Source organism: Pseudomonas sp. PS01303 (assembly GCF_029959385.1).
GTDB lineage: Bacteria > Pseudomonadota > Gammaproteobacteria > Pseudomonadales > Pseudomonadaceae > Aquipseudomonas > Aquipseudomonas rustica.
The window spans coordinates 25,914-38,736 of record NZ_JASCPK010000026.1 but is presented as its reverse complement, the minus strand read 5'-3'; the positions used below and the strand labels follow the sequence as shown (position 1 = coordinate 38,736).

15 protein-coding genes are annotated in these 12,823 nt (G+C 56.2%); 9 read left to right on the top strand and 6 right to left on the bottom strand.

The genetic code is table 11. From position 1 onward, the window contains the following. Positions 1-351: 351 nt before the first annotated feature. The 3 genes from QMX93_RS10705 to grxD all read left to right on the top strand — a co-directional run bounded on the left by QMX93_RS10705 (position 352) and on the right by grxD (position 3,321). Positions 352-642, top strand: a complete 291-nt coding sequence (locus QMX93_RS10705) for a hypothetical protein (RefSeq protein WP_053123421.1) — start codon at positions 352-354, stop codon at positions 640-642. A 134-nt stretch (positions 643-776) separates the two neighbouring features. Next, entirely contained in the window at positions 777-2,882 is a 2,106-nt protein-coding gene (locus QMX93_RS10700) for a molybdopterin oxidoreductase family protein (RefSeq protein ID WP_282355531.1), read from the top strand. Positions 2,883-2,979: 97 nt separating this feature from the next. After that, a complete protein-coding gene (gene grxD, locus QMX93_RS10695) occupies positions 2,980-3,321 on the top strand; it encodes a Grx4 family monothiol glutaredoxin (RefSeq protein ID WP_007916674.1) in 342 nt (113 codons plus the stop codon). Between the two features lie 213 nt (positions 3,322-3,534). Here the strand turns inward: grxD and bfr are convergent, their stop codons facing one another. Continuing rightward, the gene (gene bfr, locus QMX93_RS10690; protein WP_042560739.1) at positions 3,535-4,008 is read right to left on the bottom strand and encodes a bacterioferritin; all 474 of its coding nucleotides are present in this window, start codon (positions 4,006-4,008) and stop codon (positions 3,535-3,537) included. A 201-nt stretch (positions 4,009-4,209) separates the two neighbouring features. Further along, complete coding sequence (locus QMX93_RS10685; RefSeq protein ID WP_003227725.1) at positions 4,210-4,428, bottom strand: bacterioferritin-associated ferredoxin; 219 nt, start codon at positions 4,426-4,428, stop codon at positions 4,210-4,212. Positions 4,429-4,742: 314 nt separating this feature from the next. Between QMX93_RS10685 and QMX93_RS10680 the strand changes: the two genes are divergently transcribed. From QMX93_RS10680 to QMX93_RS10670, 3 genes are all read left to right on the top strand, one after another. Further along, a complete protein-coding gene (locus tag QMX93_RS10680; protein ID WP_003227723.1) occupies positions 4,743-5,345 on the top strand; it encodes a peroxiredoxin in 603 nt (200 codons plus the stop codon). A 216-nt stretch (positions 5,346-5,561) separates the two neighbouring features. Continuing rightward, positions 5,562-6,032 carry a type II toxin-antitoxin system antitoxin SocA domain-containing protein gene (locus QMX93_RS10675; protein WP_007916669.1) on the top strand — a complete coding sequence of 157 codons (471 nt, stop codon included), beginning with the start codon at positions 5,562-5,564 and terminating at the stop codon, positions 6,030-6,032. Positions 6,033-6,035: 3 nt separating this feature from the next. After that, positions 6,036-6,449 carry a hypothetical protein gene (locus tag QMX93_RS10670; RefSeq protein WP_282355519.1) on the top strand — a complete coding sequence of 138 codons (414 nt, stop codon included), beginning with the start codon at positions 6,036-6,038 and terminating at the stop codon, positions 6,447-6,449. 58 nt (positions 6,450-6,507) lie between these two features. On the opposite strand, the gene rnt is transcribed toward QMX93_RS10670, so the two are convergent. Then, positions 6,508-7,185, bottom strand: a complete 678-nt coding sequence (gene rnt / locus QMX93_RS10665) for a ribonuclease T (protein ID WP_007916667.1) — start codon at positions 7,183-7,185, stop codon at positions 6,508-6,510. After that, complete coding sequence (pyrC, locus tag QMX93_RS10660) at positions 7,182-8,228, bottom strand: dihydroorotase (RefSeq protein WP_008079419.1); 1,047 nt, start codon at positions 8,226-8,228, stop codon at positions 7,182-7,184. Before pyrC ends, rnt begins: the two co-directional genes overlap by 4 nt. A 160-nt stretch (positions 8,229-8,388) precedes the next feature. Here pyrC and QMX93_RS10655 point away from each other — a divergent pair, with 160 nt between their 5' ends. Continuing rightward, positions 8,389-9,297, top strand: coding sequence for an OmpA family protein (locus QMX93_RS10655; protein WP_282355510.1), 909 nt, complete (start codon positions 8,389-8,391; stop codon positions 9,295-9,297). A 129-nt stretch (positions 9,298-9,426) separates the two neighbouring features. Next, positions 9,427-10,644, top strand: coding sequence for an argininosuccinate synthase (locus QMX93_RS10650; RefSeq protein ID WP_053123414.1), 1,218 nt, complete (start codon positions 9,427-9,429; stop codon positions 10,642-10,644). A gap of 113 nt (positions 10,645-10,757) precedes the next feature. Here the strand turns inward: QMX93_RS10650 and QMX93_RS10645 are convergent, their stop codons facing one another. Then, positions 10,758-11,402 (bottom strand): hypothetical protein, encoded by a 645-nt coding sequence (locus tag QMX93_RS10645; protein WP_282355508.1) that lies wholly within the window; start codon positions 11,400-11,402, stop codon positions 10,758-10,760. 474 nt (positions 11,403-11,876) lie between these two features. Between QMX93_RS10645 and QMX93_RS10640 the strand changes: the two genes are divergently transcribed. After that, positions 11,877-12,503 carry a response regulator transcription factor gene (locus QMX93_RS10640; protein WP_053123410.1) on the top strand — a complete coding sequence of 209 codons (627 nt, stop codon included), beginning with the start codon at positions 11,877-11,879 and terminating at the stop codon, positions 12,501-12,503. A gap of 88 nt (positions 12,504-12,591) precedes the next feature. On the opposite strand, the gene QMX93_RS10635 is transcribed toward QMX93_RS10640, so the two are convergent. Beyond that, a complete protein-coding gene (locus tag QMX93_RS10635; protein WP_053123408.1) occupies positions 12,592-12,774 on the bottom strand; it encodes a hypothetical protein in 183 nt (60 codons plus the stop codon). Between the last annotated feature and the right edge of the window lie 49 nt (positions 12,775-12,823).

Below are 12,823 nucleotides of genomic sequence, written 5' to 3'. Positions count from 1 at the left end.
GAACAACGGGCGAGACCTGCGGCGTAAGCCGCACGGGGCGACGAAATAGGGGGAGGCGCGATATTGACATTAAATGTCGCGTTTTTCCAATAGGCTACGGTTTTGCGGGATTCGGAGAGCGGACAGGATGTTGCAGTCGCGCATTTGAAGCCGGGTTCAGGACAGCAGCGAGTCCCTTTGTACACTGGCCTCGCGGGGCTTGGCAATCCGCCGTGGCGGGGATCGGGTCGCTTGAGTCGGTTTACGACCGTGGCGGCATGCCATCACTTGGTCGGATGCTCAGGTTGAAACATTTGCTAAAGCAAAGTGCTGGGTTATAAATAAGTTTCGAGCGACGCAGGAAGCCTCCGCATGGAATCGAAAGAAAAATTGTTAATGGAATTGCTGGGCCACACGGCTCGCTCTCTGACCCATCTCACCGCGTCAATGACCTCAATGTCCTTCGAGCTGCTGCGCAGCGAAGACGACGTGGTCAAATCCGCCGGCCGCCATATGATTGACCGCATGGCGACCATCAGTGCAGGGCTCGACGAGCATTGGCGATTGATCGGCGAGCTCACCGGCGTACACGTCGCCCACGAGCAGATCGAAACCATTCAGGAAATCCAGCTGGCCGCGCCGCCGCAACTGCCCTCCAGTTGAGTGAGGCGGTCTATCGGCGCACCTGATAGCCGTCGATTCACAAGACGAACGTCGCTGGCGCCTGACCCGCGACGGGGCCATAGTTTTGTTCCCGCGGGCGTCATTGCCCGCCCAGAACAAGACAGAGACTGGCCATGACCAAGACTCTCCATCACCGTGCCTGCCACCTGTGCGAGGCCATTTGCGGCCTGACCATCGAGACCGCTGAAACCGATGGCCACGTGGCGATCACCTCGATCAAGGGTGATGCGCTCGACACCTTCAGCCGTGGCCATATCTGCCCCAAAGCTGTCGCGCTGCAAGACATCCAGAATGATCCGGATCGCCTGCGCCAGCCGATGCGCCGCGTTGGCAGCGAATGGTTGCCGATCGACTGGGACGAGGCGTTTGCGCTGGTGGCCGAGAAACTGGCGGCGATTCAGGAGCGTCACGGCCAGAACGCGGTGGCGGTCTATCAAGGCAACCCGAGCGTGCACAACTACGGGCTGATGACCCACAGCAACTATTTCCTTGGTTTGTTGAAGACGCGCAATCGCTACTCGGCGACCTCGGTCGATCAGTTGCCGCATCACCTGAGCAGCTATTTGATGTACGGCCACGGCTTGCTGCTGCCGATTCCGGACATCGATCACACCGATTTCATGTTGATCCTCGGCGGCAATCCACTGGCCTCTAACGGCAGCATCATGACCGTGCCAGATGTTGAAAAACGTTTAAAAGCGATCCAGGCACGCGGTGGTAAAGTCGTGGTCGTTGATCCACGGCGCAGCGAAACGGCGGCGATGGCCGATCAGCATTTGTTCGTGCGCCCCGGTGGCGATGCCGCATTGTTGTTTGGTGTGCTCAACACATTGTTCAGTGAAGGCCTGACACGCGACAGTCATTTGCCGGTCGATGGATTGGGCGACGTGCGCGCTGCGGTGGAGACGTTCACCGCCGAGGCCATGAGCCCGCTGTGCGCCGTTCCCGCCGAGCAGATCCGCCAGCTGGCGCGTGATTTTGCTGCGGCGCCGAGTGCGGTTTGCTATGGCCGGATGGGCGTTTCTACTCAAGCCTTCGGCACGCTGTGCCACTGGGTGGTGCAACTGATCAATCTGGTTACCGGTAACCTCGACCGGGTAGGTGGTGCGCTGTGCACCGAGCCCGCTGTGGACTTGGTGGCGTCGACGTCGGGCGGGCATTTCAACAAGTGGCAGAGCCGTGTTTCCGGGCGTCCTGAATACGGAGGCGAGCTGCCGGTCTCGGCACTGGCCGAAGAGATGCTCACCGAAGGCGAAGGCCAGATCCGCGCGCTGATTACCGTGGCGGGTAACCCGGTGTTGTCGACGCCGAACGGGCGACAACTGGAGCAGGCGCTGGATGGCCTGGAGTTCATGGTCAGCATCGACCTCTACATCAATGAAACTACGCGTTACGCCGACCTGATCCTGCCGTCGACGTCGGCACTGGAGAACGATCACTACGACACCACGTTCAACTTGTTCGCGGTGCGTAACGTCACTCGCTTCAACCGCGCTATCCTCGCTAAGCCTGAGGGCGCGCTGCATGACTGGGAGATCTTTGTCGGTCTGGCCAAAGCATTCGCCGAGAAAACCGGCAAGGAGCTGAAACCGACCATGCCGCCGGCGAAGATGATTGATATGGGTTTGCGGATGGGCATGTACGGTGACGCCTCCGAGCAGAAACTCTCGTTGGCGACACTGTTCGATCATCCTCACGGCATTGATCTGGGCGCGTTGAAAGCCAATCTGGCGACGCGCCTGAAAACGCCGAACCAGCACGTGCAGGCCGCGCCGCCAGAGATCCTCGCTGACCTCGCACGGTTTGCCGCGTTGCAAGCTCCGGCCGCCGACGAACTGTTGATGATTGGCCGCCGACATGTGCGCAGCAACAATTCGTGGATGCACAACTATCACCGGCTGGTGAAAGGCAAGCCGCGCCATCAGTTGCTGATGCACCCTGACGATCTTGCCAGTCGTGGGCTCAACGATGGTCAGTGGGTGCGCGTCAGTTCGCGGGTCGGGCAGATTGAAGTGGAAGTGCTCGGCAGTCTGGACATGATGAAAGGCGTGGTGAGCCTGCCGCACGGTTGGGGCCATGCGCGTCCGGGTGTGCAGATGACGATTGCCAGTGGTCAGCCAGGTTCGAGCGCGAATGACCTGACCGATGAGTGTCAGCTCGACGAATTGTCCGGGAATGCCGCGTTGAACGGCGTGCCGGTCACCGTGGCGGCGGCTTGAACGTGACCGTCGGGGAGACCGAGCATGGCGCTCGGGATTCCGTTACAATGCGTCACCGTGCCGACCCGTGAGTCGGAAAGTTCAGCCGAGGTGCTCCATGGATATCATCGAAACGATTAAAGAGCAGATTGCCAACAACACCATTCTGCTTTACATGAAAGGCTCGCCGAATGCCCCACAGTGTGGCTTCTCCGCGAAAGCTGCGCAGGCTGTCATGGCATGTGGCGAAAAGTTTGCGTACGTGGACATCCTGCAGAACCCGGAAATCCGCGCCAACCTGCCTAAGTACGCCAACTGGCCGACTTTCCCACAACTGTGGGTTGGCGGTGAGCTGGTCGGCGGTAGCGACATCATGACCGAGATGGCTGCAGACGGTTCGCTGCAAACCACCATCAAGTCGGCTGTTGAAGCGGCTGCGGCGAACAAGTCCGAAGCCTGATGCTTTTGTAGTAGGAGCAAAGCTTGCTCGCGAAAAACGATAACGCGGTGTGTCTGTAGCACCGCGGCGCTTTCTTCGCTGGCGAGCCATGCTCCTACAGAAAAGCCAATAAAAAGCCCCGCGCCTCGAAAGAGGGCGGGGCTTTTTAGTGCGTCCGAAAAGTTACTGCGAGTTGCCGGTGCAATCTAAAAAGATCGCAGCCTGCGGCAGCTCCTACTCTTCGCCCATCTGCGATTGCAGATAGTTCTCAAGACCGACTTTGCCGATAAGACCCAGTTGGGTTTCCAGCCAGTCGATGTGTTCTTCTTCGGATTCGAGAATGTCTTCCAGCAGTTCACGGCTGCCGAAGTCACCGACGGTTTCGCAATGTGCGATCGCAGCTTTCAAGTCAGCGTGGCCGGTCTTCTCGATACGCAGATCGCACTCCAGCATTTCCTGGGTGTGCTCGCCGATGTGCAGCTTGCCCAAGTCCTGCACGTTCGGCAGGCCTTCGAGGAACAGGATGCGCTTGATCAGCTTGTCCGCGTGCTTCATCTCGTCGATGGATTCTTTGTATTCGTGCTTGCCGAGCTTGTTCAGACCCCAATCTTCATACATGCGCGCATGCAGGAAGTACTGATTGATCGCGACCAGCTCATTGGCAAGGATCTTGTTGAGATGCTGGATGACTGTAATGTCGCCTTTCATGATCGGAGTCCTGCCCTGTATTCGCTGTATATACGGCAGAGTTTGAGCTTCGTATTTATAAGTGTCAAACCTAAGTTATTGAATAATATATGAAAATTAATCGGAATAAGAATGTTTGTGTTCCGCGTCTGGAGCCTAAGCAATTGATTTACAGGCATAAAAAAACCGGACATAAGTCCGGTTCTTTGAAATGGGGTGTTATTACGCAGCAGTAAATTCTACCGGATAGGGGATCGCGGCCTGGGCGGTTTGCAGCTTGGTCAGGGTTTCGCGAACGACTTCCTTGGCAAGGCAGGCACATTTGCCGCATTGGCTGGCGACGCCGGTGGCCTGGCGAACTTCTTTATAGCTGCAGCAACCTTCATAGATCGCTTCGCGGATCTGTCCGTCGGTGACGCCAGTGCAGAGACAAACATACATAAGTGAGAACCGTCGCTGGTTGTGACTCAATTGCGATGGATCTTAATGTTAACGAGAATGATTGTCAAAGTGCTTTCCGACCGCTTCAGCGGATTAACAGCTACGACTGACGAACGGTATTTGCTGGCTATTTGCCTGGCCCTGTAAATGCAGCACGGTTCTGCGCCTGCTTTAAAAAACCGTTAAGGACAGGCCAAATTCGCAGTGTATGATGGTCGGCCCTTGCGAAGGGGGTTCGTGTCACAGGGCTGTCGTCTGAGGATGGCAGGCTGGCGCAAACCCTGAACTTCAAGTTTCTACACCAGGAGATATCAATGAGCGTACTCGTAGGCAAACAAGCCCCTGACTTCACCGTCCCGGCCGTACTCGGCAATGGCGAGATCGTTGACAGCTTCACCCTGTCCTCGGCCATCAAAGGCAAATACGGCCTGGTGTTCTTCTACCCACTGGACTTCACCTTCGTCTGCCCGTCCGAGCTGATCGCTCTGGACAACCGCATGGCTGACTTCAAGGCCCGCAACGTTGAAGTGATCGCTGTGTCGATCGACTCGCACTTCACTCACAACGCATGGCGCAACACTCCAGTGAACAATGGCGGCATTGGCCAGGTGAAATACACCATGGCTGCCGACATGAAGCACGACATCGCCAAGGCTTACGACGTTGAATCCGAAGGCGGCGTAGCGTTCCGTGGCGCGTTCCTGATCGACGACAAAGGCGTTGTCCGCTCGCAGATCATCAACGACCTGCCGCTGGGCCGTAACATGGAAGAGCTGATCCGTCTGGTCGACGCTCTGCAATTCCACGAAGAGCACGGCGAAGTTTGCCCTGCCAACTGGAAAAAAGGCGACAAAGGCATGAACGCTTCGCCAGAAGGCGTTGCGGCATACCTGACCGAGAACGCTGCTGCCCTGTAAGGCGCAACGTCGAGGTACAAAAAACCGGCCCAAGTGGCCGGTTTTTTTTGCGCAGAATTGTGAGCAGCAATCTCTCGGCATTATTTGTTTCAAATGCCTGGGAAAAAATACTGGATGACTGAACAGTGGTTGGGTAGGGTGATGGTCGAGCGATAACGGGTGAAGAGGGCGATTGCCTTGGCCTGAATCGCGCTTCAGTTCAGTAAGGACGGTGCAATGGATTGCATGATGCAGAAGGGGATTCAAATGCCGAGTAGCTTGGACGTTGCGGATTATTTCCTCTGCTTGGAAGGGCATGAGGGCGAGATCTCCAATCTCAAGATTCAAAAAATGGTTTATTACGCGCAAGGATTCAGTCTGGCAGTCCATGGCGAGGCTCTCTTCCCTGAAAAGCTGGAAGCGTGGATGCACGGGCCAGTGGTTCCGGATCTGTATCGAAGATTCAGCCAATTTGGATCGAGTGCCATTCCTCCTCCAAGTGATTTCAATCCCGATGTTTTCAGTACCAAACAACAAACTCTGCTCAACGAAGTGTTCGACGTTTATGGCCAATTCTCGGCGTGGAAACTGCGTCAGTTGACGCATGAAGAGGCTCCATGGCGTAGAAACTTCAAGGAAGGGGAGTTCAGCCGAGAAATTCCCGCCTGCGAGATGCAGGAGTATTTCCGGGAGCATTTGGTGAACTGAAAAATGGCCAAGTTCAAACGCAGGGAACGCGATGCGGCGGTGATAGTAACGGCACGGACGTCCACAATCGAAATGGACTCATCGGAAGCCCGACCTCCGGTTTTCTCATTTGAGTATTTGCAGAATGGCTGGTGCATTCAGGATTGTGAGGCCGTCGAACGGTCGAAAATGCTTGAGCGTCTCAGGATCTTGGGAAAGATGCCTTGGAGAGAATTGCGCAAGGAGCATAGGCATCGGTATGGATGTGAAACAATTGAGAGAAACAGCCTGAAAGTGGGGATACCTGCTTTTTTAACAGGTGATGTCAGGTTGTTGGTGTTTCGGGCTTTCGAGCGTGTAGCGATGGTGGGTTACAAGAACTATCGGGTGTTTTACGTAGTGTGGATTGATCGAGAATTTAAGCTCTATAAGCATTAACAAAAAAACCGGCCCAAGCGGCCGGTTTTTTTTATGCGAGGGATTTACTCAACGAGGATCAGTCGTCGAAATCTTCCCAGCCGCCCATCTGTTTCCAGCGGTTGACGATACCGCAGAACAGCTCTGCGGTTTTCTCGGTGTCGTAACGCGCGGAGTGCGCTTCACGGCCGTCGAAATCGATGTCCGCTGCCTGACAGGCTTTCGCCAGTACGGTTTGACCGTAGGCCAGACCGGCCAGTGTCGCGGTGTCGAAGCTGGAGAACGGGTGGAACGGGTTGCGCTTCATGTCCAGACGCGCGACGGCGGCGTTGAGGAAGCCGAGGTCGAAGCTGCTGTTGTGGCCAACCAGAATCGCGCGCTTGCAGCCGTTGGCCTTCAGCGCTTTGCGGATGCCACGGAAGATGTCCGTCAGCGCGGTTTCTTCGCTGACGGCCATGCGCAGTGGGTGATCGAGCTTGATCCCGGTGAACTCCAGCGCTGCTGCTTCAATGTTGGCGCCTTCGAACGGCTCAACGCGGAAGAAGTAGGTGTGGTCGGGGTATACGAAACCCTTTTCATCCATGGCGATGGTGGTCGCAGCAATCTCCAGCAACGCGTCGGTGGCCGAGTTGAAGCCACCGGTTTCTACGTCGACGACAACCGGCAGGTAGCCGCGAAAGCGTGCTGCCATCGGGTGACGGGAACCGCCGCCGCCACTTTGACCGTCCAGTTCGTCGTCGAAATGGTCTTCACTCACGCGTGTTCCTCCAGCAGGCGCCAGCGCAGTTTTTCACCGGCGCGCAGCGGGATAACGGTCAGCTCGCCGAAGGGCAGGCTGGTCGGGGCGGTCCATTCTTCACGAACCAGGGTGATGCGATCAGTGTTCGCCGGCAGGCCGTAGAAGCGCGGGCCGTTGAGGCTGGCGAAAGCTTCGAGTTTGTCCAGCGCGTTACGCTGTTCGAAGGCTTCGGCGTACATTTCGATGGCGGCGTACGCGGTGTAGCAGCCGGCGCAGCCGCAAGCGGCTTCTTTGGCGTGCTGGGCGTGCGGTGCCGAATCGGTGCCGAGGAAGAACTTCGCGCTGCCGCTGGTGGCGGCATCGAGCAGGGCTTCCTGATGCGTATTGCGCTTGAGAATCGGCAAGCAATAGAAGTGCGGCCGAATCCCGCCCACCAGCATGTGGTTGCGGTTGTAGAGCAGGTGGTGCGCGGTGATGGTCGCGCCAACGTTGGCCGAAGCCTCGTTGACGAACTGCACGGCGTCAGCGGTGGTGATGTGTTCAAACACTACTTTCAGTGTCGGGAAACGCTCGACCACGCGGCGCATGTGCTCATCGATGAAGATCTTTTCGCGATCGAACACATCGACGTCGCCACGGGTGACTTCTCCGTGGATCAGCAGCGGCATGCCGACTTCGGCCATGGCTTCGATCGCCGGCAGAATCTTGTCGATGCTGGTCACGCCGGAGTCGGAGTTGGTGGTTGCGCCGGCCGGGTACAGCTTGGCGGCGTAGACAAAACCACTGGCCTTGGCTTCACGAATTTCTTCGGGCTGGGTGCGGTCGGTGAGGTACAGCACCATCAGCGGCTCAAAGCGACTGCCGGCCGGGCGGGCAGCGAGAATCCGCTGGCGATAGCCGTCGGCTTCAGCGGCGTTGCGCACCGGAGGTACCAGGTTGGGCATGATGATCGCGCGGCCAAAAGTGCGCGCAACATCGGCAACGGTATTGGTCAACACGGCACCATCGCGAAGATGAATGTGCCAGTCGTCGGGACGCAGCAGGGTCAGGCGGTCGGACATGAGGGGATTCCAGGCGGGTCAAACTGAGGCGAATGCTACCGGAAAAGACTCTTGCAGGCACTCGCTATCAAGTTTTGCGGGAACCTTCCGATATCCCGTAGGTATGCCGTAAACATCGTGTGAATCGGTCTTTGTGTTTCAGAAGCCAATGGAGCCTCCCGTGCGCCAGCGTTATTTAGCCTTGCTCAGTGTGTTTGCCAGCCTCCCCGCGATGGCGCTCACGTACCAGACACGTCTGGAGAACATTGAGTGGACGGTCGCCGGCGACAAGTTCGAATGCCGCCTGACACAGCCGATTACAGATTTTGGCTCGGGTGAGTTCGTGCGCAAGGCCGGCGAGCAGGCGATATTCCGTCTGAACGCCTACAACGCCATGCTGGGCGGCGGTTCGGCGACGTTGCTCGCAGCCGCGGCGCCATGGCAGCCGGGACGCGCTGACATTAATCTGGGCAGCGTCAGAATCGGCAGCGGCAATGTCTTGTTCAACAGTTCGCAGTCTCAGGCTGGCGGTTTGATCAGCGGTCTGCTGGACGGTCGCAGTCCGGTCGTGCGTCGCGCGTCGGGTGATGGTCGGGTCTCGGAAGTGCGCCTGTTGCCAGTCAAATTCAGCAAAGCGTTTAACGACTACCAAACCTGCGTGGCGAAATTGTTGCCGCAGAATTTCGATCAGGTTAAACAGTCGCAAATCGGTTTTCCCGGCGAAGGCACCGATCTCGACGCCGCCGCCAAAGCCAAACTCGCGGTCATGTTGGAATATATGAAGGCTGACCCGACGGTGAATCACATTGAGCTCGACGGCCACTCGGACAACAGCGGCAACCGTCTGACCAACCGTGAACTGTCGCGCCGCCGGGCGCTGGCGGTGGTCGACTACTTCAAGGCCAATGGCATTCAAGAGTCGCAAATCACTGTGCGTTTCCACGGTGAGCAGTATCCGGTCGTGCCCAACACCAGTGCGGCGAACCGGGCGAAGAACCGCCGGGTCAATGTGCACCTTGCGCGGGTTACGCCAGTCGCGGCTCCGGCGCCGCAAGCGAGTACACCCGCGAGCACTGCAGCAACTTCCTGACCCGCCGGTCATCGTCGCGCTCTCGACAGATTCTGTCGCTTTGTCGTCTTAAGCTGTCGCGCCTCTGTAAATTATCGCGTTTGGGCGGTAGACTCCTCGGCTTTCCGTAGAACCCCGTGGAGTGATGGCATGGCGGACGTAAACAAGGTCGTTCTGGCGTATTCCGGCGGCCTGGACACTTCGGTGATCCTCAAGTGGCTGCAGGATACTTATAACTGTGAAGTGGTGACTTTCACCGCTGATCTCGGTCAAGGCGAAGAGGTCGAGCCGGCCCGCGCCAAGGCTCAGGCCATGGGCGTCAAAGAAATCTACATCGACGATCTGCGCGAAGAATTCGTGCGTGATTTCGTGTTCCCGATGTTCCGCGCCAACACCGTTTACGAAGGTGAGTACCTGCTGGGTACCTCCATCGCACGTCCGCTGATCGCCAAACGTCTGATCGAAATTGCCAACGAAACCGGCGCTGACGCCATTTCCCATGGCGCCACCGGCAAGGGCAACGACCAGGTGCGTTTCGAGCTGGGTGCCTACGCACTCAAGCCGGGCGTAAAAGTGATTGCCCCTTGGCGTGAGTGGGATCTGCTGTCCCGCGAGAAGCTGATGGACTACGCCGAGAAGCACGCGATCCCGATCGAGCGTCACGGCAAGAAGAAATCCCCGTACTCGATGGATGCCAACCTGCTGCACATCTCCTATGAAGGCGGCGTGCTGGAAGACACTTGGACCGAGCACGAAGAAGACATGTGGAAATGGACCGTCTCCCCGGAGAACGCTCCCGACAAACCACAGTACCTGGAGCTGACTTACCGTAACGGCGACATCGTTGCGCTGGACGGCGTCGAAATGACCCCGGCCACTGTTCTGGCAACGCTGAACAAGATCGGCGGCGAGCACGGCATCGGTCGTCTCGACATCGTTGAAAACCGTTACGTCGGCATGAAATCCCGTGGCTGCTACGAAACCCCGGGCGGCACCATCATGCTGCGCGCTCACCGCGCCATCGAATCGATCACTCTGGATCGCGAAGTCGCTCACCTCAAAGACGAGTTGATGCCGAAGTACGCCAGCCTGATCTACACCGGTTACTGGTGGAGCCCTGAGCGTCTGATGCTGCAACAGATGATCGACGCGTCGCAGGTCAACGTGAACGGTGTTGTGCGTCTGAAGTTGTACAAAGGCAACGTGATCGTCACTGGCCGCAAGTCCGACGATTCGCTGTTCGATGCCAACATCGCAACCTTCGAAGAAGATGGCGGTGCTTACAACCAGGCCGACGCGGCGGGCTTCATCAAGCTCAACGCGCTGCGCATGCGTATTGCTGCCAACAAGGGCCGCAAACTGTTCTAAGCCCCTCGGGCCTGGAATGAAAGGGCAGCCTTGTCATCGCGACAAGGCTGCCACTGTCCAAATCCTTCCTGATTTTTGCGTTATCTGTGTTCTTCACGATATTCGCCCGCCTTTTAATGTCCTCTCAAAATTGTCGTGATCTGCTGGCTGACGTTGTAGGCGATGTAGAGCGTGCTCGCTGTGCCTTTTTTCGTCTGTTTGCCGGGGCCGAGCGCGATTTGCTTGAGTAATGCGTCTGACACTGGATCAGTCAGAAACACCATGAACCTTACCGATGACCTGCTGGTGACTGTCAGACTTGCCTGCAACTGATCGAATTGCGCCTTGCAGTTCATCGGTCGTACATCAATAACCCGCAGCGCGTTCATGGGTTTGGGCAACTGCACGTGATGTTCGATCCACGGCGGCGTCGCCCAGTCGCTGGGAGTGGGTGGATCGGGTACGTTGCCCGTACGCTCGTACGTTTTCGAAAGAGGATCGTGTTGATGGTCGCTGGATTTGAACTCTTCAAAGGCTTTCAGAAAATTATCGTCCTTGTCGAAGTCAGACGGCGCATAGAGCGATCGGTAGTTGAAGTTCAAGGTAATAAAAAACAAAAACAACAAATAAAACGGAAAGCTGATTAAAAACCATATGTAAATTTCACGTTCATCGTTATCCAGGAAGGGTAGTGACACCGCTGCGGAAGTTTCCGAAATAAACGCGAAGATCGCGATAACCGTCATTGGGTTGGTGATTTTCTTTTTAAAGTTCCGCATGGCGTTGGCTCTATTGATTTTGAGATCGCTGATTTGATTAAGTGTGTGGTTAAAGTTTTGTGGCTTTAATGTTTATATTAAAAATTGCTGTGTGGGTAGAAGTGTCTTGTTTCAGATTTTTTGCAAAGCGAAGTTAGTTGCCGATATTCTCTGCGGTGCGAGGGCAAGCAGCTTTTCAGAACTGTATCCTCATGCCCAATGGCTTGGACGGCGGCGTATTTTTCGGGCGGGCAACGGGTCTGCATGGGGGTTTTGCGCAAAAAAAATCAGCGGGTTAAAACGCACCTGGATGAAGCGAGGAATGCACGTACAGCCCATTCGATAGCGGCAAGTGTATTTCTTGTAGGAATAATCCTCATTGATTGTAGGGAATGTCTTGCGCTGCAAGTGCAAGAGAACTGCGCTGTGCCACGAGTGAATTGACTAGGCTATTGTGCGGGCTCTAAAAATCGAACAGCGAAATTGGACCTGCCCATGAATAAAGTGCTGATCGTGGATGATCACCCCGTCATTCGTCTTGCGGTACGTATGCTGATGGAGCGTCATGGCTACGAAGTGATTGCTGAAACCGATAATGGTGTCGATGCATTGCAACTGGCGCGCGAACAAATGCCGGATATCGTGATTCTGGACATTGGAATTCCAAAACTGGACGGACTGGAAGTTATTGCACGACTCAGTTCGGTGGCCATGCCGATGAAAGTTCTGGTGCTGACTTCACAGGCCCCCGGACACTTCTCCATGCGTTGCATGCAGTCGGGCGCGGCGGGTTATGTGTGTAAACAACAGGATCTGACGGAGTTGCTCAGCGCCATCAAAGCCGTACTCTCCGGTTACAGTTATTTTCCGAATCAAGCGCTGCATACCGTGCGTACCAGTCTGGGCAATGCCAGTGAAGCCGATATGGTCGATCGCCTTTCCGGACGAGAGATGATGGTGTTGCAACAGTTGGCGCGGGGCAAAACCAACAAGGAGATCGCCGACGGCATGTTTTTGAGCAATAAAACGGTCAGTACGTACAAGACCCGTTTATTGCTGAAACTCAATGCTCGCTCACTGGTTGACCTCATCGAGCTGGCGCAACGCAACGGACTGGTCTGAGCATGACCAACGCTGACGTAATCATGGGCGATCGAATTCAGCGACCAGTAGAAAGTAAAAAGCCTCCGTTTCGGGAGGCTTTCAAGTGTCAGTCATCAAAATCGTATTCGGCCAATTGCTTTTGCAGTCGGCGCTCCTCAAGCAGGTTATCGATGGTGCGGCGTTTACTCAGATTGGTCTTGGCGACCTCGACGACCGGTTCGGCATCATCAGCGTCCACGGCTACAAAATCTTCGTCAGCTTCTTCCAGTTGCTCTTTGCTGGTACTCATAGGTTAACTCCAGGCTAAGAGGGGCCTTTGGCGCTCCTTATATCGACAA